A 22,333-nucleotide genomic window follows, 5' to 3' on the forward strand; every position below is an offset into this window, starting at 1 on the left:
CGCTCCTCACTCTTTCAGGCCTCCCTGCTCGCGCCTTCCAACGCTTCAAGCAGATCATCGATCTCGATTCGCTTGCGGAAATCCGGATCGACGAAGCGGGCTTTCACGAGACCGTCGCGACCAACGACGAACGCGGCCGGGATCGGCAGCATCCAGCCATCATTGCCGTGGAATTTCGCCATGTCCTGATAGGACAACAGGTGCTGGATCTCGGCACCGAGCCAGATCGCGAGATTGAGCGACAACGCATAGCCGTTGTCGAGGTCGGTCAGGATCGGAAATGGGGCACCAGCTTCCGCCTTGAGCTGCTGGGTGTATTCCTGCGTCTCCGGCATGATCGCGACTATGCGCGCACCCATGGACTCGACGCGGTCCAGCGCCTGGACCACCGCGCGGACATTGAGCCGGCAATAGGGACACCAATGGCCGCGGAAAAACATCACGGCGACCGGGCCGCTCTCCAGCAGTGAGGACAGCGCGACGAGACGCCCGCTCTCGTCCGGCAACATGAACGGCGGCATCGACTCGCCCGGACGCGGCGCGGTCTCGCCGCCGCCGTTTCCATTCAATCTGGTCACCAGATTGTCGACTGCCTCGCCATAGGCCGGGAACACGTCGCGGCTGGCGTCGGCATAGGCGCGGAGTTGCTCGTTCAGCGTGCCATCCATGTCACGGCAGCGCTGGAAGGCGTGTTTAAGCCGCTCGGCATCGGCCGGCGAGAGAGAGGTCATCTTGCGCTCCAGCGTTCAGGGGACGAATATTAGGTGCCCGATCCGGCCGCCCGCAAGGGGCGGCCGTCATGCGCACGCGATCAGTTCACGTAGAAATTGCCGGTCGGGTCCAGCCGCCCCGAGGTGGAATACAGCGATCCGTTGTCCATGAAGAAGACGGTGTTGTCGGGGACTTTCTTGGCGTTCTTCATCATGGCCTCGTGGTTCTTCTCCGCCGGGGCCATGGCCATCGCCGACATCTTGCCGGGTCCGCCATACAGGTAGGCCATGCCGGCCTTGAAGTCCCATGTGGCTTCCGAGAAGGCCGATGTGGCGATGACCACGAACGCAGCCGTGGCAATCAAGGTCTTGGACAATTTCGTCATGAGATGTTCCTCCGGAGTGACGTGAACGCCCGCCAACCGGGCGCCCCACCATCGAACGCCAGTCGCTCGGGAAGCGGAAATGCCAATCCCCAATCGGTTCGATAGCGAGCGCCTATCGGGCCCGATAGCGCCGGTCTATCGCAGCGAGAGCGAAAGAGCATTTCAGAACGAGCGCCCTCTCGACGAAAGTCCCAACAGAGCCAGCGACCATTGCGGTTGCGGCCAACACAGGAGACGTCCCGATGTTCAAGCATCACACATTGTCGCGTGCGGTCTGGCCCGGCCTGGCCATCCTCGGCGTATTGACACTCTCGGCGCAGCCAGTCTCCGCCGGCGAATGCCCGGCCGACAAGATCAAGCCGAACGCGCAGCAGATGGTCGACTACAAGCCGGTCGGCGTCACCGACGTCACGCTCGGCGCCATCGACCTCGGCAAACAGCCGGCGCATATCGAAGGCCACGAGCTGCGCTTCCGCAAGCTGACCATCGAGCCCGGCGGCATCGTGCCCTGGCACAGCCATGACGACCGCCCTGCCCTGATCTTCGTGCAGCAAGGCGAGATCGTCGAACACGTTTCCAACTGCGTCGATCCGATCGTGCACAAGGCCGGCGACATCCGCCCGGAGGTGTCCGGCACCTCGCACTGGTGGAAGAACCTCGGCAAGGAAACGGTCATTCTCTATGTCGGCGACGTCCGCAAGGACCCGCACGACCACAACATGTAACGGGTGCGCGACCCCAGCGCACGCGTGACGGAATGTGGCGCCCGCGATCCCCATGCTGCCCCGCATGCGGGCGCCACATTCATCACAAGGGAGGCCTGCCATGACCGATCTTTCCGCGCCGATCAAACCAACCGCGATGACGATGGACGCGCATTCACCAGGTCTTGCGCTTCGCTCTCTCGTGATCGGCCTCACTGCCTTCCTGACGGTCGTCGATCTCTTCGCGACGCAGGCGATCCTGCCCTCGCTGACGCGCCGCTACGGCGTCACGCCGGCCGCGATGAGCCTGGCCGTCAACGCCAGCACGTTCGGCATGGCTGTCGCAGGCCTCGTCGTCGGCCTTCTCAGCCCGCACATCGACAGGCGGACCGGCATCCTGCTCAGCCTGACCCTGCTCGCGATTCCGACGAGCCTGCTGGCGACTGCGCCCAATCTTGCCGTCTTCACCGGCCTGCGGGTCGCGCAGGGCCTCTGCATGGCATCCGCCTTCGCGTTGACATTGGCTCATCTCGGCGAGCAATGCAGCGCAATGGATTCCGGCGGCGCCTTTGCCGCCTACATCACAGGAAACGTCGCCAGCAATCTCGTCGGCCGGCTGGTGTCGGCCGCGATCGCCGATAGCCTTGGCCTGGCATGGAATTTCTACTTCTTCGCGGCCCTCAATCTGGCCGGTGCCGCCCTGGTCTATTTCACCATTGCGCGCGTACAGCCGACGCGTGCAACGACGTCGACGGCATCGGCGTTTGCCGCGACGATCGCGCAGTGGCAGGATGCACGGCTGCGTGCCGCCTACGGCATCGGCTTCTGCATCCTGTTCGCATTCATCGGCACCTTCACATTCGTCAATTTCGTTCTGGTTCGACCACCGCTGTCGCTGGGCATGATGGACCTCGGCTTCGTTTACTTCGTCTTCCTGCCGTCGGTGGTCACCACGTTGCTGGCTGGCAAAGTGGCGTCGCGCCTCGGAACGCGTCCGACGATCTGGGGCTCGCTCGCCATCGCCGGGGTCGGCTTGCCGCTGATGTTGGTCCCGCACCTGGGCGCGGTCCTCGCCGGGATGGTTCTGGTCGGAAGCGGCACCTTTTCCGCGCAAGCGGCTGCGACAGGATTCGTCGGACAGGCTGCGGCTGTAAACCGCGGCATCGCCAGCGGCACCTATCTCGCCTGCTATTTCTGCGGTGGGCTCGTCGGCACCGCCGTCCTCGGCCGGCTGTTCGACGCGTATGGCTGGCATGCCTGCGTGGCCGGGGTGGGCCTGGCGCTCGCTGTCGCGGCCCTGCTGACGCTCGCCTTGAAGCGCTAGCGCTTGGCCGGCGCCTCCTGCGGCGGCTCGTCGTCGGCGATGGCGCGCCAGGCGGCGCCGTCGAGATCGTCGTACTGGCCGCTTCGAAGCGACCAAAGGAATGCGGCCAGACCGGCGAGACCGAGCATCAGCGCCAGCGGCACCAGGATGACCAGGATTTCCATCACACGATCTCCCGCGGGGCGCCGCGCGCACGCAGCGAATTCAGCATCACCAGGATCGACGATCCGCTCATGGCGGCAGCCGCGATCAGCGGCGTGACGACGCCGCTGATCGCGACCGGCACCGCGAGGAAATTGTAGCCGATCGCCAGCCAGAGATTCTGCCGCATCAGGTGCAGCGCCTTGCGCGAAGCATCGATGGCGGCGACAACCGGGGCCAGCGGCCGGCCGAGGAAGACGAGATCGGCGGTCGCTTGGCTCAAATGCGCGGCCGAGATCGGCGATATCGAGACATGGGCCGCCGCCAGCGAGGGCGCATCGTTCATGCCGTCGCCGACCATCAGGACCTTCATGCCCCGCTGCTTCAGGACCTCGATCCGCGCGATCTTGTCGGCCGGGGTCACGCCGGCTCGCCATTCGGAGATGCCCAGCGCATGGGCCGCCGCGATCACCGCCGGTTCACGGTCGCCGGAGAGAATCTCGATGCCGATATTGCGCGCCTTCAGCGCCGCGATCACAGCTTGCGCATCGGGGCGGAGGCCCTGGCGCACGGAGAGGATGAATTTTTCGCTGCCCTTGCTGAAACCGACGACCGAGGCTTCGGGATCCAGATTTGTCACGTCCGAGACCAGCGTCTCGGCGCCGCAGAAAGAAGGACGACCGAGGCGAACCTCGATGCCATCGACCACAGCACGCACGCCCTGGCCGGCCTCCTCGACCGCGCCGACGATCGGCGATCTGGCGTCAGAGGCCTGCGCGACCGCGGCGGCGACCGGATGATGGCTCGACAGCGCAAGCCGTCCGGCAAGCTCGAAGATATCAGCGGGAATATCGGCCGCATTCATCACTTCGAGATCGGGCAGCGTCAGCGTGCCGGTCTTGTCGAAGACGACGTGATCGGCTTCCGCGAGACGCTCGATGGCATCGCCGGAATTCAGCAGGACACCAGCCTTGAACATCGCGCCAGAGGCCACGGTCTGTACCGTCGGAATGGCGAGCCCGAGCGCGCAGGGACAGGTGATGATCAGCACCGCGACGCCGGTCACGATGGCATCATGCCAGCCGGCGCCCGCGATGACCCAGCCGAGGATGGTGACGAGCGCGGTGGCATGCACCACCGGCGCGTAGAGTCGCGAAGCGCGGTCTGCGAGCCGCATGTAGCGCGAGCGCGCCTGCAGCGCATTGTCGAGCAGCCGCGTGATCTCGGCGAGCAGCGTCGCCTCGGAGGCCGCCGAGACCCGCACCCGCAAGGTCCCCGAGATGTTCATCGATCCCGCATAGACCGGCGTGCCCTGCTCGGCCGTGACATAGAGCGTCTCGCCGGTGATCAGGCTCTGGTCGATCTCGGAACGGCCCTCGATCACAGTGCCGTCGACCGCGCAGCGCTCGCCGGGCCGCAGCAGCACGATGTCGCCGGGATAGATCGCGGCCACCGGCACTTGGGATATCTCGTCGGGCCCGACGAACTTGGCCGCGGTCTCCGCCTTAAGCGCGGCGAGATTGCCCGCGACCGCGCGGGTCCGCCGCCGCATGTTCTGGTCGAGGAAGCGACCGACCAGGAGGAAAGTGAGCAGCATGATCGCCGCGTCGAAATAGGCGTGCTCGGCGTGGTTGATGGTCTCGACCACGGACATGCCGAGCGCCAGCGTCACGCCGATCGAGATCGGCACGTCCATGTTGGTGGTCCTGGCCGACAGCGCGCGCCAGGCCGAGCGGAAGAACGGCTGGCCGGCATAGGCCGCCGCCGGCAGCGCGATCAGCGCCGACAGCCAGTGGAAGAAATCGCGCTGCTCCGGCAGCATGTCAGAGACGTTGCCGGACCACACCGGGATCGACAGCATCATCACGTTCATGGTGGCGAACGCGGCGACGCCGAGGCAACGCAGCAGGAAGCGCGATTCGGCGACCTCGGTCGCCTCCGCGCTCTCGGTCTCGTAAGGATAGGCCTTGTAGCCGAGCTCTTCGAGGCGATCGATGAAGCTGATAGGATCGAGCTTGCCCGCCTTCCATTCCAGCGCAACGCGCCGGTCGGTGAGGTTCACGCGCGCCAGCGTGACGTCGGGAATCGCGGACAGCCCGCGCTCGATCTTGGCCATACAGCCGGCGCAGTGCACGCCCTCGACCGCGAGATCGATGTGCTGGACGCCCTCGCCCGCAGTCCGGACGTAATGCGAAAAGTCCCGCGAGACGTGCATGGCAAAATCCTTCAGTTCAGGATCACGCGGTTGCGGGACATGAACACGCGCGTTCCCCGCGCCTCGCCCTCGATCACCAGGTCCCATTGGCCCGGCGCGACCGATGCGACATTGCCGCGATAGAGGCCGATGCCGGCCTCCGAGAGCTCGATGGCGAGATCGGCGCGCTTGTCGGTCGGCCGCTCCAGGCGGCCGCCGAATTTCAGTCCGGCGATCGGCTGGCCGCTCGCGTCGCGCACCTCGACCTGAAGCACGGCGCCGCCATCGGCGCGGCGCTCGATATGGGCGTTGACCTTCCATTTGCGCGCAGCCTGGTCCTGCGCCGCCGAGATCTCGCGGTCATAGGCGAGCCCAGCGGCATAGGGGCTGTCGACGTCCGTCCCTGGCAGCGTCGCGATCGCGAGCTTCATCATGGTCGCGTTGACGCCGATCACGACGCCGAAGAAGGCGACCAGCATCAGAAACACCTTGGTTCCGGTCAGCGGCTTGGTTGCCATGGCGAACTCCTGATCCTAGGGCGCGACGAAATTGTCGGTGGCGCTGGCGACTTCGCCGAGGCCGATATCGGTGACGTGAAAGTGAACCGGGATGGACTTTTCCGGATTGCCCTCCACCGGAGCGGTCACGAGCAGCCGCAGTTCGCTGGTGGAGTCGCGCGGAACCACGATCATCGGCCGGTCCGGCGTCACAGAATCGATTCCGATGACATGGATTGTCGCATTGACCGGGCCGCTCGCGTCGATCGCGATGACCCGGTCGTAACCGCTCTTGTTGAGCAGCCGCACCGTGTAGGCATTGCGGATCGAGCCGTCGCTGAGCCTGACCGCGACCGGGTTGCGGTCGTGCAGCACGTTGACGTCGAGCAGGCTGCGAGTCGCCAGCGTATAGATCATGATGCCGCCGACCGCCGCGATGATCGCGCTGTAGGCGACGGTGCGGGCCCGGACGATGCGGTAGATCGGCGCCTTGCCTTCCTGGCGGCGCTGGATGTTGACGTCGTTGTCATAGCCGATCAGCCGCTTCGGCCGGCCGATTTTCGTCATCACATTGTCGCAGGCATCAATGCAGAGCCCGCACTGGATGCATTCCATCTGCGGTCCGTTGCGGATGTCGATGCCGGTCGGGCAGACCGCCACGCACTGGTAGCAATCGACGCAATCACCAACCTGCTGCCCGAGCGCGCGCAGCTCGGCCGCCTTCTTCACCGACGTACGCTTCTCGCCGCGGTCGTAGCGGTAGGTGACGTTGAGCGCCCATTCATCGGTCAGCGCCGCCTGGATGCGCGGCCACGGGCACATATAGGTGCAGACCTGCTCGCGCATGTAGCCGGCGAGCAGATAGGTCGTCGCGGTGAGAATGCCGATCCAGACATAGGCGAGCATCGGCGCCTGGAACGTGACGAGTTCCTTGACCAGCGTCGGTGCGTCGTTGAAATAGAGCACCCAGGCGCCGCCGGTCCACCAGCCGATCAAGAGCCAGATCGAATGCTTGAGCACGATCTCGGAGATCCGCTCCAGCTTCATCGGGTCGGACGATTTGTCCTTCTTCATCCGCTCGCGCCGGTCACCCTCGATCAGACGCTCGACCGCATAGAACAGGTCGGTCCACACCGTCTGCGGACAGAGATAGCCGCACCAGATACGGCCGCCGACCGAGTTCATCAGGAATAGCGCCACCGCGGCGACGATCAGCAGGCCGGTGAAGTAGTAGACCTCCTGCGGCCACAGCTCGATGAAGAAGAAATAGAAGCGACTGTTGGGAAGATCGATCAGCACCGCTTGGCTGGGAGCGCCGAGTCCGCGGTTCCAGCGCACGAACGGCAGGAAGTAGTAGACGCCGAGGCAGAAGGCCATCAGGCCCCATTTGATCCGGCGGAAGGTGCCAGAGGTGCTCTGGGGATAGACTTTCTTCTGGGCCACATAGAGCGGCCCGTTGTCATCGTCTAATGGGAGCTCTTTTGGGTTCGCGGTCCTGTTCATCGCCTGCAGCTTTTCGAGAGGTGCGATAAAACCTACACCCGACGCCGCCGCGTCAGTTGATCCAGCGCAAGCGGGGGCTTTTTTTGTTCGCCTCCGCGTGTCCCGGATTGGCTATTTTCCGCCGCCCAGCGAGTGGACGTAAACTGCCATCGCCTTGATGGTGGCGGGATCGAGCCGCCCTTCCCAGGCCGGCATCACGCCCGCGCGGCCCTGGCTGATGGTCTCGATCAGCGTCGCCTCGTCCGAACCATAGAGCCAGATCTTATCGGTCAGGTTAGGGGCACCCATCTCCGGGTTGCCCTTGCCGCCGTCGCCATGGCAGGCGACGCAATTCTCCGCGAAGATCTTCTCGCCCTTGGCCGCGTCATAGCCCTTGCGGGTCGGAAGGCCCGACAGTGCCCGGACATAGTTGGCGGCCGTGACGATCTCATCCGGCTTCAGCACGCCGTCCTTGCCGAATGCGAGCATCTGGCCTTCATGCGTCTTGGCGTGGCCGGAACGTGCGCCGAACTGGATGGTCTGCATGATCTGGTCGAGCGAACCGCCCCACAGCCAGTCGTCGTCGTTCAGATTCGGATAGCCCTTGGCACCCGCGCCGCCTGAGCCGTGACATGGCGCGCAATTGTCGCCGAACACGGTCTTGCCCTTGGCGCGCGCGAGCGCCAGCAGCGCCGGGTCCTTCTCGATGTCGGCGAGCGAGGCCGCGCCCAGCGCAACCATCTTGGCTCCGCGGATCTTCTCGAGATTGGCGAGCTCGACCGCGACATCGGCGCGTGTCGAGTAGCCGAACAGGCCCGTGGTATTGCTGGAGATCAGCGGCCAGGCCGGATACACGATCCAGTAGCCGATCGACCAGACGATGGTGAGGTAGAAGCTGATCACCCACCAGCGCGGCAGCGGCGTGTTGAGCTCCTTGATGCCGTCCCATTCATGTCCGGTCGTGGACTTGCCGGTGACGGAATCGATGTCGCTATGATGATCGGTCATGGTCTCTCACTCCTCCCGCAACGGCAGGTGTGCTGCTTCGTCGAACGCAGCCTTGTTACGGGGCCATAATGCGTAGGCGATGATCGCGAGAAAGATCGCGACGAACACCGGCGTCCAGATCGTGGTCACGAGACCGGACGCGAGATTGTCGAGTGTCAGGATGGCTTTCATCGTGGGTGCCTTCTCAGCGAAGATTGGCTTTCTCGTTGTAGATCTTGAAATCGACCAGCGTGCCTAGCATCTGGAGATAGGCGATCAGCGCGTCCATCTCGGTCGGCGTGCCGGCCTTGCCGTCGAAGTTGCGCACCACGGCCTTGGCGTAGCGCTTGGTGAAAGCGTCGGAGTCGGCATTGTCAGGATCGGCCTGGGCCTTCATGTCGGCGCCCGCATTGGCGATCTGGTCGTCGGTGTAGGGCGTGCCGACGGTCCGCAGCGTGCGCATGTGGTCGGCGATCGTGTCCGGATCGACCTCGGTCTGGCTGAGGAACGGATAGCCTGGCATCACCGACTGCGGCACGATCGCGCGCGGATTGGCCAGATGGGTCACATGCCAGTCGTCGGAATATTTGGCGCCGACGCGGGCAAGGTCGGGACCGGTGCGCTTCGAGCCCCACTGGAACGGATGGTCGTACATGCTCTCGGCGGCCAACGAGAAATGTCCGTAGCGCTCGACCTCGTCGCGCAAGGGCCGGATCATCTGCGAATGGCAGAGATAGCAGCCCTCGCGGATGTAGACGTTGCGCCCGGCGAGCTCCAGCGGCGTATACGGCCTGATCCCGTCGACCGCCTCGATCGTGCTCTTGAGGTAGAACAGCGGGGTGATCTCGACGAGACCGCCGATCGCGATCACCAGCAGGATGCCGACGATGAGGATGATCGAGTTCTTTTCGAAGATTTGGTGGCGTGTCCAGAACGACATGGAAGACTCCTCATTCCGCCGGCTGAAGAGCGACGGGCATCTGGACTTCCTGTTCGCCGACGCGAACCGTCATCCAGAGATTATAGGCCATGATCAGCGCGCCGATCAGGAACAGCCCGCCGCCGGCGGCGCGGATGATGTAGAAGGGATGCATCGCCTCGACGGTCTCGATGAAGGAATATTCGAGGAAGCCGAGCGAGGTGTAGGCGCGCCACATCAGGCCCTGGAGGATGCCGGACACCCACATCGCCGAGATGTAGAGGACGATGCCAAGCGTCGCGATCCAGAAGTGCCAGTTAACGAGCTTGAGGCTGTAGAGGCCCTTCCGATTCCAGATCCAGGGCACGAGGCAGTAGAGCGCGCCGAAGGAGACGAAACCAACCCAGCCGAGCGCGCCGGAGTGCACGTGGCCGATGGTCCAGTCGGTGTAGTGGCTGAGCGAGTTGACCACCTTGATCGACATCATCGGGCCTTCGAAGGTCGACATGCCGTAGAAGGCGACGGAGACCACGAGCATGCGCAGCACGGGATCGGTGCGCAGCTTGTCCCAGGCGCCCGACAGCGTCATCAGGCCGTTGATCATGCCGCCCCAGGACGGCATCCACAGCATGATGGAGAAGGTCATGCCGAGCGTCTGGGTCCAGTCCGGCAGCGCCGTGTAGTGCAGATGGTGTGGGCCGGCCCAGATGTACAGGAAGATCAGCGCCCAGAAGTGGATGATCGAGAGACGGTAGGAATAGATCGGCCGCTCGGCCCGCTTCGGGATGAAGTAATACATGATGGCGAGGAAGCCGGCGGTCAGGAAGAAGCCGACCGCGTTGTGGCCGTACCACCACTGGAACATGGCATCCTGGATGCCGCCCCAGGCGATGTAGGATTTCGAGCCGAACACCGAGACCGGCAGCGCCGGGTTGTTGCCGAGATGCAAGACCGCGATCGTCACGATGAAGGCGAGATAGAACCAGTTCGCGACAAAGATGTGCGGCTCCTTGCGCTTGATGATCGTGGCAAGGAAGACCAGCAGATAGGTGACCCAGACGATGGTCAGCCACAGATCGGCGTACCATTCCGGCTCGGCATATTCCTTCGACTGGGTGACGCCGAGCAGATAGCCGGTGCCGGCGATCAGGATGAAGAAATTGTAGCCTACGACGACGAACCAGGGCGCGAGATCGCCTGCAAGGCGCACGCGGCAGCTCTTCTGGACGACGTAGAACGACGTCGCGATCAGGACGTTGCCGCCGAAGGCGAAGATCACTGCGGACGTGTGCAGCGGACGCAGGCGGCCGAAGCTGGTCCAGGGCAGATCGAAGTTCAGCGCCGGCCACGCCAGTTGCGAGGCGATGATGAGGCCGACGAGAAAGCCGGCAATGCCCCAGAACATCGCCATGACGGAGGAGAACTTGATCGGCCCCATGTTGTAGTTGGGCCGGCCGTTGATCTCCGCAGGCGGCAGCGCCGCCGGTCGGTCGAGGTAACGGTTGATGATGCAGAAGACCGCGGCCAGGCTCGCCGCCGCGCTCAGCGCGGCATGGAAGGCGAAGGGCGCATCGAGCGCCTTGGCCGAGGCAATCACGCAGAGGAAGGCGGTGACCGCGAACACGACAGCCAGGCCGCTTTCACCTGACGTCATGGACTTGGAGATGGAGGGCTGGCTCATGCGGACTCTCTCTGAAAGAACACAGGGCCAGAAACCACATTCGCCCTCGCGGGGAATTGATTGAAATCAAGCTATGTGGATTTCTGTTAATGTGAGACCGATGTAGATCGCAGAGCGATATCAGTCGCTTGGGCACCGCAGAGCATAAACGGGCAGCCCACCGCCTGCGTGACATGGCGGAGTCGAGAATTGCGAATCTGCAGCCGCCTCCTCAGTCGCGTGCCGTCGCCTTGAGCGCCGCGATGACGTCCTCGCGCGCGACGATTCCGATCAGCTTCTGCGCGCCGTCGAGCACCATGATGCTCCTGATGCGGTGCTCGACCATGATCTGGAGCACGCGCGTCAGCCGCGTGTCGGGGCTGACATAGATAAAGTCGGGCGTCATGACGTCGCCGATTTTGCGGGTCATCAGGTCGTGGTAGCGCGGCAGCATCTGGCTCGGCGTGAAGGCGAAGCACTTCAGGATGTCGAACTTGGTGACGATGCCGACGACCTGTCCGTCGTCCTCGACCGGATAGGAATTGAAATCATCGCGCTCGAACATCTCGCTCAGCGCGAGCAGGTCGAGGTCGCGCCTCACTGTCCTGACGTCCTGCGTCATGTAGCTTTCGACGGTCTGTTCAAGGAATCTGTACACGGCGCGTCCTCTTTGATTGGTCTTGTATCGCTCCAGCGTCAGTGCGACAGCAGCACGCAGCGGGCAGATTGAGTGACCAGATATTGGGTGACGCCGCCGAGGATCAGTTCGCGGAAGCGCGAATGACCGTAGGCACCGGCGACGATCATGCTGGCGCCGACGTCGCCGGCAATTTTCTCCAGTTGCCCGGCGACGGTTTCGTTCCGGGCCGCTTCGGAAACGCGCGTGATCGCGGTCACGCCGTGGCGGGCAAGCCACGCCGTCACGTCGGTCGCGCCAGCGACCGCGGCAGTGCGGTCGTCGTCACCTTCGGGAATTGCGAGGACGGTGACATCCCTGGCCTTGCGCAGTAATGGTAGCGCATCGGCGAGCGCCCGCCGCGCTTCCGGCGTATCCTTCCACGCCACCAGGACGCTGCGCAGATCGAGCCAGTTGACCCCGTCAGGCACGACCAGGATCGGTCGGCCGGCCTGCATCACCAGATCCTTTGGGCTCGCGAGCGCGAAGGCGTCGGAGAAGGCCGGGCTCTGCCCGCCAGCGACGACGATGTCGGCGCAACGTGCCTGAGCGAACGTAAAGCGCGCCGGGAAATCCATGGCGCTGCGCCATTCCACATGCCCGCCGCGATTCCTGATCGCGGCGCGGAATTGCGCCTCGAGCCTGCCCAGGCGTCGCTTGACCGAGGCTTCTCCCTCATCGATCAGTCCCTGCGCTGCGGCGCCATCGCTGAAGTAGAGCGGCGGGGCGAACTGCGCCGCAGCAACGCCGATGATCGACGCCTCAAATCGTTCGGCAAGCTCGCCCGCGACCTGAAGCCGCGCCTCGTTGGGCTGATCGAGCGCCAGGCTGACCATCACGGTCGCGTATGTCATCGGAGTCTCCGGGGCAATGAGCTTTGATCCGATCGTAAGCCCACCGCCGCCGGGGCAGGATGAGATAGATCAAAACCTTGGATCACCGCGACGGCCGGAAATCTGCCGATGGTATAAGACATCGGAACTTGCCTCTGGCCCCTCCTTGGGTACATTGCCAACGGTAACGCTGTGCGGTTCCCCGCATCAGAATGGGAGTGATCGTTTGGCGCCGACCCGCGTGATTCATCCGCAAGATGACGGCCGGGGCGAACATTTCCGCGTTCGAATCGAAGGATTTGGCGTCGGGACCTGGGACCTCGATCTCAAGACACTGGAGTTGGAGTGGTCGGAGACGGCCAGGATCCTGTTCGGAATCGAATCTGGCCAATCGGTGAGTTACGCGCTGTTCCTGTCCCAGCTGGAGCCGAACGACCGCGAGCGGATCGAGAGTGCGATCCGACACGTCTCCGAACGGGGCGGCAGCTTCGACGTGTCGTTCAGGGTCGCGGGGGCGTTGGGCAGAGCGCAGTGGATCCGTGCGCGCGCGGGGCTGATTCGGGACGACGCCGGCGCCGCCCGACATCTCAGCGGCATCTTTCTTGACGTCGATGAAGAGAAGCAGGTCGAGGAAACCCTGCGCACGCGCGAGAGTCACCTCCGCTCGATCCTCCAGACGATTCCAGACGCCATGATCGTCATCGACGGCCACGGCGTCATCCAGCTCTTCAGCGCGGCGGCCGAGCGCCTGTTCGGCTGGGCCGAGTCGGAGGCGATCGGCCAGAACGTCCGCATCCTGATGCCGGAGCCCGACAGCTCACGTCACGACGGCTACATCGCGCGCTACCGGACCACCAGCGACCCACACATCATCGGCATCGGCCGCATCGTGACCGGCAAGCGCCGCGACGGCACGACCTTTCCGATGCACCTGTCGATCGGCGAGATGCAGTCGGGCGGCGAGCCCTATTTCACCGGTTTCGTCCGCGATCTGACCGAGCATCAGAAAACCCAGGCGCGGCTCCAGGAACTGCAGTCCGAACTTGTCCACGTCTCGCGGCTGAGCGCGATGGGCGAAATGGCGTCCGCGCTCGCTCACGAGCTCAACCAGCCGCTGGCAGCGATCAGCAACTACATGAAGGGGTCGCGGCGGCTCCTCGCCGGAAGCCAGGATCCGAATACGCCGAAGATCGAGAGCGCGCTGGACCGCGCCGCCGAGCAGGCGCTGCGCGCCGGCCAGATCATCCGCCGCTTGCGCGACTTCGTCTCCCGCGGCGAATCGGAGAAAAGGGTCGAGAGCCTGTCCAAGCTGATCGAGGAGGCCGGCGCGCTCGGGCTCGCCGGCGCGCGCGAGCAGGACGTGCAGCTTCGGTTCAGCCTCAATCCAAATGCCGATCTCGTGCTCGCCGACCGGGTGCAAATCCAGCAGGTGCTGGTCAACCTCTTCCGCAACGCGCTGGAAGCGATGGCGAAGTCGCCACGGCGCGAGCTCGTCGTCACCAACACCCGCGCCGCCGACGACATGATCGAGATCGAGGTCTCCGACTCCGGCTCCGGCTTCCAGGACGACGTCATGCCAAACCTGTTTCAGACTTTCTTCACCACCAAAGACACCGGCATGGGCGTGGGACTGTCCATCAGCCGCTCGATCATCGAGGCTCACGGCGGCCGGATGTGGGCCGAGAGCAATGCATCGGGTGGGGCGACATTCCGCTTCACCTTGCCGGCAGCTGACGAGAACTGATCCATGACGACCAAGGGAACCATCTACGTCATTGACGACGACGAGGCGATGCGGGATTCGCTGAACTTCCTGCTGGATTCAGCCGGCTTCGGCGTCACACTGTTCGACAACGCGCAGAGTTTTCTCGATGCCCTGCCCGGCCTCGCCTTCGGCTGCGTCGTCTCCGACGTGCGGATGCCCGGCATCGATGGGATCGAGCTTCTGAAGCGCCTGAAGGCGCAGCGCAGCCGGTTTCCGATCCTGATCATGACCGGTCATGGCGACGTGCCGCTCGCGGTCGAGGCGATGAAGCTCGGTGCGATGGATTTCCTGGAAAAGCCGTTCGAGGATGACCGCCTCGTCGCCATGATCGAATCCGCGATCCGCGAGGGCGAGCCGGCCGCCAGGAACGAGGCCATGGGCCAGGACGTCGCCGCTCGCGTCGCGTCCCTGAGCCCCAGAGAACGACAGGTCATGGAGGGGCTGATCGCGGGCCTCTCCAACAAGCTGATCGCTCGCGAGTACGACATCAGCCCGCGCACCATCGAGGTCTACCGGGCCAACGTAATGACCAAGATGCAGGCCAACAGCCTGTCGGAGCTGGTCCGGCTAGCGATGCGCGCCGGAATGCTCAATGATTGAAGTCAACAGGAGTTGAGGCAAGTCAAAACCCTCCGCTCGCCCTGTGCTACCAGATCGGAATGATTGCGATCAGCTCCCATCCCGAGCGGCTCCAGATGTCGTCACCCGCAAAGCCAACTGTCTATGTGGTCGACGACGATGCCGCTGTGCTTGGCTCGCTGAGGTTTTTGCTGGAAACCGACGGTTTTGCCGTACGGACCTTCAGGAACGCCACGGCGCTGCTCAATGCGGCGCGCCCGTCCGGTGCAGACTGTTACGTGATCGACTACAAAATGCCTGACATTAACGGCATCGAGCTGGCCGGGCGACTGCGCCAGTCCGAGGGCGATACCCCCGTGATCCTGATCACCGGCTATCCCGACTCGAATATCTCGGCCCGGGCGGCGGCCGCGGGCGTGAATGAAGTGATTCTGAAGCCGCTTCTGGACGAAAACCTGGTCAAACGCATTCGCCACGCCATCCAGAACCGGGTCCATAGCTGACCTACGGGATTCTACGTAAGGCAATCTCCTTAAGATATCTCGCGAAATTTTCGAGGCACCCGATACCGCGTACCTAAGCGTCATCACAACGGAGATGGCGCAGATGCTGACCCAGACCTTCAACGCCCCGGCGATCAAGACCCAGATCGGCGGCAAGATCGCACCCGCCCATCCCGTCTCCGACCAGTTCGGTGCGATCGCCGGCCATGTCGGCCTCGTTGCCACCGAGTTCTCCTACCGCAAGGAAGAGGAAATCTATGGCGAGGACGAGTCGGCCGAGTATGTCTATCAGGTCGTCACCGGCGCCGTGCGCAGCTACAAGCTTCTCTCCGACGGCCGCCGCCAGATCGGCTCCTTCCACCTTCCCGGCGACGTGTTCGGGCTCGAATCCGGCACCACCCACCGCCTTGCTGCTGAAGCTATCATCGACACCACTGTGCGCCTCGTGAAGCGCGCGAGCCTCGAGAAGGCCGCAGCCACCGACGTCCAGGTCGCCCGCAAGCTTTGGGCGATGACCGCCGGTGAGCTTCGCCACGCCGAGGACCACATGCTGCTGCTGGGCCGCAAGACCGCGATGGAGCGCGTCGCAACCTTCCTGCTCGAAATGGACCGCCGCCTCGCGGTTGCAGGCATGATGGCGCTGCCGATGTGCCGCCGCGACATCGGCGACTATCTCGGTCTCACGCTCGAGACCGTCTCGCGCGCGCTGTCGCAGCTTCACGCCCAGGGCATTCTCGGCTTCTCCGGCGCCCGCCATATCGTGCTGCGCAACCGCGCACGCCTGCACAATCTCGACGCCTGATCTCCCCTCTCCCACCCCTCATGGCCGGCTGATTGATTCAGCCGGCCATTTCTTTTGCTGCGATCATGCCCTTGCGCCGCGTCTCCGGCATGACAAGCAGAATAAGCAGAAGTCCCGTCGCCGCGACGCCGGACAGTCCGGTGAACGCCATGGCATTGCCGAATTTATCGCTGACATAGCCGCCAAGCGCGGTGCTCAGCGACGCGCCGATGCCCATTGCCGTGCCGACAATGCCCTGCGCGAGGTTGAAATGGCCGCTGCCGAAGGCGACGTCGGCCACGATCAGCGGGATCATCACCGCGAACACCGCCGCTGTGAGGCCGTCGAACACCTGCACCAGCACCAGCAGATACGGATCGCGCACTGTCGCGAACAGCAGACCGCGAATCGTCAGCGCCGCGAATCCGATCAGCAGCAGCGGCCTGCGGCCCCATACTTGCGCCTTGCGCCCGACGCTCGGCGACAGCAGCGCCACGATCGCCTGCGGCACGACAATGCAAAAAGCGACGAGCACCGTCGCCCACTCGCTCGATCGCGCTGTCACCGCGCTTGCCATCAGCGGCATCATCGAGGCGTTCGCGAGCTGCAACAAGAGCACGCTGAGCGCAAAGACAATGAGCGGCCGCTGCCGGATCAGATGCCAGATATTGGTGTCGCCGCGATCCTCCGCCTCGCGCGGCATCTCGCCGTGACAGCGCGCGATGTCGACCTCATGCTCGCGGATGCGAGAGAGTGCGATCAAGGTGGGGATTGCGAGCAGAAAGGTGACCAGGAATACCGAGCGGCTCGACAGCAGATAGCCGGCCGTTCCCATCACCGCGGCCGCAACGCCGTTGCCAAGCGAAGCAAAGCGCGCGTTGCGGCCGAGACGCTCGCCGATCGCGAGCGGGCCGACCAGACCGAGGCTGATCGCCGCGATCGCCGGTCCGAGCACGCAGCTCGCAGCCGCGTGCAGGGTGGCCGCAGCCACCACCACGGGGAAGACTGGCATCGCCGCATAGGCGAGCGCGCAGCAGCCGATGGTGGCGATGGCGAGGCCTGCGACCAGCCGTTCGGATTTGGCGGCATCGATGATGGCGCCGCCTGGCATCTGGCCGATCAGGGCAACGATGCCGCCGATCGACAGCACGAGGCCGATCTCGACCTGGGTCCATTTCTGGGTCGTCAGATAAACTGCGATGAACGGCCCGAATCCGGTCTGCACGTCGGCGAGGAAGAAGATGAACCAGTCGAGGCCACGCAGGCTCTGGCGCGACGGCGCCGGAATGCCGGCAGGCGACGGCGCCGAGAATTTATCCTGCTCAACGCGGCCCTCGCGGTCTGCATCATTCGGCTTCCTCGACAACAGCACCGGCGGCCATCCCTCCCCGCGCCTCACTGAACGGCTTGCAGCGGCTGCAGGCTGCCGGACGCGCCGAGTACCACCATCGGCGTGTCCTCCTTGTATTCCGGCGCGGCTGCGACCTGTGCCTTGGTCAATTCCAGCGTGATGCTGTCCTTCTTGTTGGTGATCTTGCCGAATCGGAGCGCGTTCCAGTCCACCACGATCTTGCGGCTGCCGACGCCGAGGAAGCCGCCGAAATCGATCACGGCGGCGCGCACGTGCCCGCTCCGATCGACGATGACGTCGACGATGCGGCCCATGTCTTCGTTCGCCGCGCTGAGCACGTCACGGCCAAGCACACCGTGCGCATCGCTCGCGCCGATGATCGTGACCGACGGCGGTGGCGCGGCATTCTTTGGCGTGACGGGGACCGATGACGCCGGCGGCTGCGCCGTCGGCGGTGCATTCGCTTCCGTCGAGGGTGCGGGCGACTCCTCCGCGGCGCGTGACACGGCGAGAGTCGTTCCGCAGACGATCACGACGCCCAGAGCCAACCATCCGGCGGTACGCATGCACCCTCCTTCCGGCGCGCCGCTAGCGCGCCAGCACGATCGAGACCTGAATCTGGCCACGCGTGCGCAACACCTCCAGCGCCACGTCGTCGCCATGGCGGCTGACGCGCAGGTCCACGCTGGACTCGCCCAGACGCAGATCGCGCAAGATCACCTCGTGCAGGAACGCCGGCAGATGCGGATTGCGCAGCCGGATCTCGCCGCGCGCCACGTCGAACTCGATGCCCAGCGCCGCCTCCAATAGCGTGAACGCCGTTGCGCTGGCCCAGGCCTGCGGCGCGCAGGCGACCGGATAGAGCGTCGGGCCGCGCCGCTTTTCGCGCCGGAAACCGCAGAACAATTCGGGCAACCGGCGCAGGTCCATGTAGGTCGCGGCGTCGAACAATCCCTTGAAGACATGCGCGACCGAATGCTTGAGCCCATAACGCGCGAGCCCGAGCGCGATCAGCGCATTGTCGTGCGGCCAGATCGACCCGTCATGATAGGACATCGGATTGTAACGCACCTCGCCTTGCGCGACGGTGCGGATGCCCCAGCCCGAGAAGAAATGCGGCCGCATCAAATCGGCGGCGACGAGGCGCGCGCGGTCCTCGCGGATCATGCCGCTGAACAGGACCTGGCCGGCGTTGGAGGTCCGCACCTTGCAGGGCCGCTTCTTGCCGTCGAGCGCAAGCGCATAGGTACCGAGCTCCTCGCACCAGAACGCGGCCTCGAAACGCTCGGCCAGCGTCTTGGCCTCGGCCTCGAGCTTCTTGGCGAGATCAGGCTTGCCCAGGCGGAGCGCGCAGCGCGCGGCGAGCCGCTTGGCCGCAAAGACGTAACCTTGCACTTCGGCCAGCGCGAGATTGCCTTCCGCGAGCTGGCCATCAGCATGGAAGATCGCGTCGTAGGAATCCTTCCAGCCCTGGTTGGCGAGGCCCTTTTCCGTGGCGCGCTGATATTCGACGAAGCCGTCCTTGTCGGGATCACCGGGGCCGTCGATCCAGGCCAGCCCCGCCTCGATCGCCGGCCACAGCTCGGTCAATGTCGCCTCGTCGCCGGTGCGTTCGAAATAGCTTCCTGCCAGCAGGACGAACAAGGCCGTGGAATCGACGCTGCCGTAATATTGCGCGAACGGTACCTCCCGCAGCGCCGCCATCTCGCCGCCGCGCATCTCATGCAGGATCTTGCCCGGCGCGGCATCGGCGAGCGGGTCGACCGCCTTGGCTTGGAAATGGGCGAGCCGCCGCAGCACGCCCTTGGCGATTCGCGGATCGACCCACAGCATCTGCAACGCGGTGATCAGCCCGTCACGGCCGAACGTCGTCGAGTACCAGGGAATTCCTGCATAGGGATAGCGGCCCTGCGGCGTCTCCGTCATCAGCATGTTGAGGTCGGCCATGGCCTGGCACAGCACCTCGTTGAAGATGTTGTTGGAGGTCTCGATGCTGGCCGCCCCCATCGTCGATTGCCGCATCTCGCGGCGATGGGCGAGCAGGCTCCTGAAAAAGCGCGCCGGCTTCTCCGCGACCGGCCGGTTGCAGGACACGGCCACGAACAAGGATTTCGACTCATGCGGGTCGAGTTCGAGCTGCCAGGTCGCGGCATTCACCGACAACTTGGTTGGGCGCGGGTCGAAATGCAGGCCCGTGGTGCGCTCGGCGTCATCGAGACCGCGGTAATCGAACAGCACGTCGGTCGGTCCCAACAGCCGGCTCGAGCCGATGCCGCGGCGCGGGCGCCGTTCGCCGCGGACCTCGAACAGATCGGCGAAATCGTTGTCGAACAGCAGCGTCAGCGCAAAGCCGGCTGGGCGGTCGCCGTGGTTCTGCACGCCGATGCGCTGATACGCGGTGCCGCGCCACAGGAAGATCGTGCGCACGATGTGCAGCAGGTCCTTTTGCAGCACGAGGCTGCCCTGCCGGTAGATGTCCGGATTGGTGAGATCGACGGTCAGGGCTGAGTTGTCGTCGCGCAGGTTCGAGCCCAGCAGTAACGGCTGGAGATCGTCGAGCACGAGCTCGAGCCTCGCAAGGTAGCGCGTGTCGTGATGAAACAGGCCATCGGGCCCGCCGGCCGAAGCGCCGATGTCACCATGGCTGTCGAGCACGATAAAGGTGTCGTCGTGCTTGAGCGAACGCCGCGGCCGCGCTGACGGTCCCGTCATCGGAATATAGAAAGGCTGCTCCGCGACCTGGTCCACGGTCCGCGTCACAGAGACGAATTGGGTAACGGCTTCAGCCGACATCAGCAGCTCCCCTGCGCTTGTTTCGACACGCAACCGACTCGAACGCGACTATTGGTTTACGCGGCGGCTTGGGCGAGCCGGCTCATTTCCTGCGTGACCAGCTCACGATAGGGCCCGTGGCCCTGCATCAGACGCTCGGGCGACCCGTCCTCGATGATCTTACCACCCCTCAACACGACCACGCGATCGAAATTGCGCAGGGTCGCGAGGCGATGCGCGATCGCGATGACCGTCCGGCCGCGCATCAGCCGCGACAACGCCTCGCGGATCGCCTCCTCGGATTCGCTGTCGAGCGCGGCGGTCGCCTCGTCCAGCAGCAGGATCGGCGCGTCCTTCAGGAAGGCGCGCGCGATTGCGATGCGCTGGCGCTGGCCGCCGGACATCTTGACGCCGCGGTCGCCGACCATGGTGTCGAGACCACCAGGCAGACTCTCGACGAAATCGCAGCGCGCCGCAATGGCTGCGCGCAGCACCTCGTCGTCGGTCGCGTTCGGGCGACCATAGCGGATATTCTCGCGAATCGAGCGGTGGAACAAGGAAATGTCCTGCGGCACGACCGAGATGGCCTCGCGCAGGCTCAGCTGCGTCACCTTGGAAATGTCCTGGCCGTCGATGGTGATACTTCCCTCGTCGGTATCGTAGAAGCGCTGGAGCAGCGTGAACAGCGTCGACTTGCCGCCGCCGGACTGGCCGACCAGGCCGACCCGCTGGCCGGGTTGCAGCCGCAGGCTGAAGCGCTCGAAGATCTTTTCGCCGCCGGGATAGCCGAAGGTGACATTGTTGAACGCGATCGCGGCGCCGCTCTTCACCAGCGGCTCGGCCTCGGGGTGGTCGCGCAATTCATGCGGCACCAGCAATGTGGCGATCGCCTCGGTCAGCCGCGCAACGTGCTGGGTGACGTCGACCAGCGCCACCGCGAGATCGCGCGTCGCGTTCAGTATGGAGAGACCGAGGGTGCAGACCAGCACGACGTCGCCGGTCGTTGCCCTGCCATCCTGCCAGAGCATGATCGCCCATGCCATCAGGGCGATCGTGAGCACGACTGTGACGCCGGCATGGATAAGCCGCAGCTTCTCCAGATAGCGCAGGCTGCGGCCGCGCGCGGTGAGCTCCCGGTTCACGGTCGCGTCGAACCGCTCATGCTCGTGCCCGATGCCGCAGAAGGCGCGCACCAGCGGCATGTTGCTGATGACGTCGATCATCTCGCCGTCGACGACGGCGGCTTTGTCGGCGAAGTCGTCATGCAGCGGTTTCCCTGCGGCCGCAAGGCGGAACATCGCAAGCACCATGCCGCCGGCAATCACCATCAGGCCGAGTGCCATGTAAGGGCTGACGGTTCCAATCAGCGCGATGGCCGCAACTGTTGCGATGCACGGCGGCAACACATTCCAGACGAACATGTTTTCGACCGTGAACACCGCATTGGACGTCGCCGTGATGCGGCTCGTCAGCATGCCGGGCATCCGGTCGGAGAAGTAGCTCGGCGCGTGGCCGGTCAGATGACGAAATATGTCACGGCGTAAATCACCCGTGACACGGACGAAGGTGAAGCTGGCGGTCCAGCTCGCGATCCGCCAAAGGAAATTATCGGCGGCGATCAACGTCATGAGGAAAATGAATGCCAGCCATACGCTCCCACCATGCGAAGCGCCGGCCGACAAGCTGTCGACCAGGGATTTGACGCCATACTGAGTGCCTACTGAGCAGGCAACGGCCGCCACCACAGCGGTCAGGATCACGAGATGCGACGCGAGCCGACGCCGAAGATAGCGCAAAACAAAGGCAAACGGCCGGTGCGCATACCCAGAAAGATGATCCATGTGACTATTGACCCCGTCGTGATGATTCAAACTTTTGTTGTTAGCCGACTGAACATCGACCACTTCGCCTCGGTTCCCGGGCAACGCCATCACGACATGCGGATGCGGGCGTTCTGCGAAGATGTGATGGCAGCATCGCGACAGGCGTCCGACGTGTCGAATAAGTAACGTTCGGAAGGAGGAACTTCGCAAGTGCGGGAACGTTCCCTTGTCTGGCGTGCCGGTGCA

General features: G+C 64.4%; 23 protein-coding genes. 7 read left to right on the top strand and 16 right to left on the bottom strand.

What is annotated here, in order from left to right; genetic code table 11:
- Nucleotides 1-14: 14 nt before the first annotated feature.
- Both IVB07_RS27225 and IVB07_RS27230 read right to left on the bottom strand, forming a co-directional pair.
- Nucleotides 15-731, bottom strand: a complete 717-nt coding sequence (locus IVB07_RS27225) for a peroxiredoxin-like family protein (RefSeq protein ID WP_018457124.1) — start codon at nucleotides 729-731, stop codon at nucleotides 15-17.
- Between the two features lie 80 nt (nucleotides 732-811).
- The gene (locus IVB07_RS27230) at nucleotides 812-1,096 is read right to left on the bottom strand and encodes a hypothetical protein (protein WP_018457125.1); all 285 of its coding nucleotides are present in this window, start codon (nucleotides 1,094-1,096) and stop codon (nucleotides 812-814) included.
- Between the two features lie 242 nt (nucleotides 1,097-1,338).
- Between IVB07_RS27230 and IVB07_RS27235 the strand changes: the two genes are divergently transcribed.
- Together IVB07_RS27235 and IVB07_RS27240 are read left to right on the top strand one after the other, a co-directional pair.
- On the top strand, nucleotides 1,339-1,821 hold the full coding sequence (locus IVB07_RS27235) for a cupin domain-containing protein (protein ID WP_018457126.1): 483 nt from the start codon (nucleotides 1,339-1,341) through the stop codon (nucleotides 1,819-1,821).
- A gap of 100 nt (nucleotides 1,822-1,921) precedes the next feature.
- Nucleotides 1,922-3,124, top strand: coding sequence for an MFS transporter (locus IVB07_RS27240; protein WP_085352100.1), 1,203 nt, complete (start codon nucleotides 1,922-1,924; stop codon nucleotides 3,122-3,124).
- Here IVB07_RS27240 and ccoS read toward each other — a convergent pair.
- The 10 genes from ccoS to IVB07_RS27290 form a co-directional block, all read right to left on the bottom strand.
- Nucleotides 3,121-3,288: a cbb3-type cytochrome oxidase assembly protein CcoS gene (ccoS, locus tag IVB07_RS27245; RefSeq protein WP_007594007.1), complete on the bottom strand. Its 168-nt coding sequence runs from the start codon at nucleotides 3,286-3,288 to the stop codon at nucleotides 3,121-3,123. The two genes, IVB07_RS27240 and ccoS, sit on opposite strands and share 4 nt — an antisense overlap.
- Nucleotides 3,288-5,480 (bottom strand): cation-translocating P-type ATPase, encoded by a 2,193-nt coding sequence (locus IVB07_RS27250; protein WP_247363496.1) that lies wholly within the window; start codon nucleotides 5,478-5,480, stop codon nucleotides 3,288-3,290. Before IVB07_RS27250 ends, ccoS begins: the two co-directional genes overlap by 1 nt.
- Nucleotides 5,481-5,491: 11 nt before the next feature.
- A complete protein-coding gene (locus tag IVB07_RS27255) occupies nucleotides 5,492-5,977 on the bottom strand; it encodes a FixH family protein (protein ID WP_247766767.1) in 486 nt (161 codons plus the stop codon).
- A gap of 15 nt (nucleotides 5,978-5,992) precedes the next feature.
- Nucleotides 5,993-7,459, bottom strand: a complete 1,467-nt coding sequence (gene ccoG, locus IVB07_RS27260; protein ID WP_018457130.1) for a cytochrome c oxidase accessory protein CcoG — start codon at nucleotides 7,457-7,459, stop codon at nucleotides 5,993-5,995.
- Between the two features lie 111 nt (nucleotides 7,460-7,570).
- Entirely contained in the window at nucleotides 7,571-8,446 is an 876-nt protein-coding gene (gene ccoP, locus IVB07_RS27265; protein ID WP_018457131.1) for a cytochrome-c oxidase, cbb3-type subunit III, read from the bottom strand.
- 6 nt (nucleotides 8,447-8,452) lie between these two features.
- Nucleotides 8,453-8,617 carry a CcoQ/FixQ family Cbb3-type cytochrome c oxidase assembly chaperone gene (locus tag IVB07_RS27270; RefSeq protein WP_018457132.1) on the bottom strand — a complete coding sequence of 55 codons (165 nt, stop codon included), beginning with the start codon at nucleotides 8,615-8,617 and terminating at the stop codon, nucleotides 8,453-8,455.
- 13 nt (nucleotides 8,618-8,630) lie between these two features.
- Nucleotides 8,631-9,365 carry a cytochrome-c oxidase, cbb3-type subunit II gene (gene ccoO, locus IVB07_RS27275; protein WP_018457133.1) on the bottom strand — a complete coding sequence of 245 codons (735 nt, stop codon included), beginning with the start codon at nucleotides 9,363-9,365 and terminating at the stop codon, nucleotides 8,631-8,633.
- Nucleotides 9,366-9,375: 10 nt separating this feature from the next.
- Nucleotides 9,376-11,025: a cytochrome-c oxidase, cbb3-type subunit I gene (ccoN, locus tag IVB07_RS27280; RefSeq protein ID WP_007607681.1), complete on the bottom strand. Its 1,650-nt coding sequence runs from the start codon at nucleotides 11,023-11,025 to the stop codon at nucleotides 9,376-9,378.
- A gap of 211 nt (nucleotides 11,026-11,236) precedes the next feature.
- Nucleotides 11,237-11,662, bottom strand: coding sequence for a CBS domain-containing protein (locus IVB07_RS27285; protein ID WP_018457134.1), 426 nt, complete (start codon nucleotides 11,660-11,662; stop codon nucleotides 11,237-11,239).
- 38 nt (nucleotides 11,663-11,700) lie between these two features.
- Nucleotides 11,701-12,534, bottom strand: coding sequence for a universal stress protein (locus IVB07_RS27290; protein ID WP_018457135.1), 834 nt, complete (start codon nucleotides 12,532-12,534; stop codon nucleotides 11,701-11,703).
- A gap of 205 nt (nucleotides 12,535-12,739) precedes the next feature.
- Here IVB07_RS27290 and fixL point away from each other — a divergent pair, with 205 nt between their 5' ends.
- The 4 genes from fixL (at nucleotide 12,740) to IVB07_RS27310 (ending at nucleotide 16,162) form a co-directional block, all read left to right on the top strand.
- Entirely contained in the window at nucleotides 12,740-14,257 is a 1,518-nt protein-coding gene (gene fixL, locus IVB07_RS27295) for a sensor protein FixL (protein WP_247363498.1), read from the top strand.
- A 3-nt stretch (nucleotides 14,258-14,260) separates the two neighbouring features.
- Complete coding sequence (gene fixJ, locus IVB07_RS27300) at nucleotides 14,261-14,878, top strand: response regulator FixJ (protein WP_018457137.1); 618 nt, start codon at nucleotides 14,261-14,263, stop codon at nucleotides 14,876-14,878.
- 59 nt (nucleotides 14,879-14,937) lie between these two features.
- The gene (locus IVB07_RS27305; RefSeq protein WP_018457138.1) at nucleotides 14,938-15,360 is read left to right on the top strand and encodes a response regulator; all 423 of its coding nucleotides are present in this window, start codon (nucleotides 14,938-14,940) and stop codon (nucleotides 15,358-15,360) included.
- A gap of 103 nt (nucleotides 15,361-15,463) precedes the next feature.
- Entirely contained in the window at nucleotides 15,464-16,162 is a 699-nt protein-coding gene (locus tag IVB07_RS27310; RefSeq protein ID WP_026233309.1) for a helix-turn-helix domain-containing protein, read from the top strand.
- Nucleotides 16,163-16,199: 37 nt separating this feature from the next.
- On the opposite strand, the gene IVB07_RS27315 is transcribed toward IVB07_RS27310, so the two are convergent.
- Genes IVB07_RS27315 through IVB07_RS27330 form a run of 4 tightly spaced genes read right to left on the bottom strand, consistent with a single transcriptional unit; the run spans nucleotide 16,200 to nucleotide 22,105 of the window.
- Nucleotides 16,200-17,513, bottom strand: coding sequence for an MFS transporter (locus IVB07_RS27315; protein WP_166517750.1), 1,314 nt, complete (start codon nucleotides 17,511-17,513; stop codon nucleotides 16,200-16,202).
- 23 nt (nucleotides 17,514-17,536) lie between these two features.
- Nucleotides 17,537-18,058: a PRC-barrel domain-containing protein gene (locus tag IVB07_RS27320; RefSeq protein WP_026233310.1), complete on the bottom strand. Its 522-nt coding sequence runs from the start codon at nucleotides 18,056-18,058 to the stop codon at nucleotides 17,537-17,539.
- 22 nt (nucleotides 18,059-18,080) lie between these two features.
- Nucleotides 18,081-20,285: an amylo-alpha-1,6-glucosidase gene (locus tag IVB07_RS27325; protein WP_026233311.1), complete on the bottom strand. Its 2,205-nt coding sequence runs from the start codon at nucleotides 20,283-20,285 to the stop codon at nucleotides 18,081-18,083.
- Between the two features lie 56 nt (nucleotides 20,286-20,341).
- Nucleotides 20,342-22,105 carry an ABC transporter ATP-binding protein gene (locus IVB07_RS27330; RefSeq protein ID WP_026233312.1) on the bottom strand — a complete coding sequence of 588 codons (1,764 nt, stop codon included), beginning with the start codon at nucleotides 22,103-22,105 and terminating at the stop codon, nucleotides 20,342-20,344.
- Here IVB07_RS27330 and IVB07_RS27335 point away from each other — a divergent pair.
- Nucleotides 22,028-22,273: a hypothetical protein gene (locus IVB07_RS27335; RefSeq protein WP_018457144.1), complete on the top strand. Its 246-nt coding sequence runs from the start codon at nucleotides 22,028-22,030 to the stop codon at nucleotides 22,271-22,273. The two genes, IVB07_RS27330 and IVB07_RS27335, sit on opposite strands and share 78 nt — an antisense overlap.
- Nucleotides 22,274-22,333: the final 60 nt, after the last annotated feature.

The sequence above is a fragment of the Bradyrhizobium sp. 172 genome (genome assembly GCF_023101065.1).
GTDB lineage: Bacteria > Pseudomonadota > Alphaproteobacteria > Rhizobiales > Xanthobacteraceae > Bradyrhizobium > Bradyrhizobium canariense_D.

Bases quoted from the DNA above. Each gene is read 5' to 3' on its own strand.
- IVB07_RS27225 (WP_018457124.1), bottom strand. From the start codon at position 731: ATGACCTCTCTCTCGCCGGCCGATGCCGAGCGGCTTAAACACGCCTTC.
- IVB07_RS27230 (WP_018457125.1), bottom strand. From the start codon at position 1,096: ATGACGAAATTGTCCAAGACCTTGATTGCCACGGCTGCGTTCGTGGTC.
- IVB07_RS27235 (WP_018457126.1), top strand. From the start codon at position 1,339: ATGTTCAAGCATCACACATTGTCGCGTGCGGTCTGGCCCGGCCTGGCC.
- IVB07_RS27240 (WP_085352100.1), top strand. From the start codon at position 1,922: ATGACCGATCTTTCCGCGCCGATCAAACCAACCGCGATGACGATGGAC.
- ccoS (WP_007594007.1), bottom strand. From the start codon at position 3,288: ATGGAAATCCTGGTCATCCTGGTGCCGCTGGCGCTGATGCTCGGTCTC.
- IVB07_RS27250 (WP_247363496.1), bottom strand. From the start codon at position 5,480: ATGCACGTCTCGCGGGACTTTTCGCATTACGTCCGGACTGCGGGCGAG.
- IVB07_RS27255 (WP_247766767.1), bottom strand. From the start codon at position 5,977: ATGGCAACCAAGCCGCTGACCGGAACCAAGGTGTTTCTGATGCTGGTC.
- ccoG (WP_018457130.1), bottom strand. From the start codon at position 7,459: ATGAACAGGACCGCGAACCCAAAAGAGCTCCCATTAGACGATGACAAC.
- ccoP (WP_018457131.1), bottom strand. From the start codon at position 8,446: ATGACCGATCATCATAGCGACATCGATTCCGTCACCGGCAAGTCCACG.
- IVB07_RS27270 (WP_018457132.1), bottom strand. From the start codon at position 8,617: ATGAAAGCCATCCTGACACTCGACAATCTCGCGTCCGGTCTCGTGACC.
- ccoO (WP_018457133.1), bottom strand. From the start codon at position 9,365: ATGTCGTTCTGGACACGCCACCAAATCTTCGAAAAGAACTCGATCATC.
- ccoN (WP_007607681.1), bottom strand. From the start codon at position 11,025: ATGAGCCAGCCCTCCATCTCCAAGTCCATGACGTCAGGTGAAAGCGGC.
- IVB07_RS27290 (WP_018457135.1), bottom strand. From the start codon at position 12,534: ATGACATACGCGACCGTGATGGTCAGCCTGGCGCTCGATCAGCCCAAC.
- fixJ (WP_018457137.1), top strand. From the start codon at position 14,261: ATGACGACCAAGGGAACCATCTACGTCATTGACGACGACGAGGCGATG.
- IVB07_RS27305 (WP_018457138.1), top strand. From the start codon at position 14,938: ATGATTGCGATCAGCTCCCATCCCGAGCGGCTCCAGATGTCGTCACCC.
- IVB07_RS27310 (WP_026233309.1), top strand. From the start codon at position 15,464: ATGCTGACCCAGACCTTCAACGCCCCGGCGATCAAGACCCAGATCGGC.
- IVB07_RS27320 (WP_026233310.1), bottom strand. From the start codon at position 18,058: ATGCGTACCGCCGGATGGTTGGCTCTGGGCGTCGTGATCGTCTGCGGA.
- IVB07_RS27325 (WP_026233311.1), bottom strand. From the start codon at position 20,285: ATGTCGGCTGAAGCCGTTACCCAATTCGTCTCTGTGACGCGGACCGTG.
- IVB07_RS27335 (WP_018457144.1), top strand. From the start codon at position 22,028: ATGCGACGCGAGCCGACGCCGAAGATAGCGCAAAACAAAGGCAAACGG.
- IVB07_RS27330 (WP_026233312.1), bottom strand. From the start codon at position 22,105: ATGGATCATCTTTCTGGGTATGCGCACCGGCCGTTTGCCTTTGTTTTG.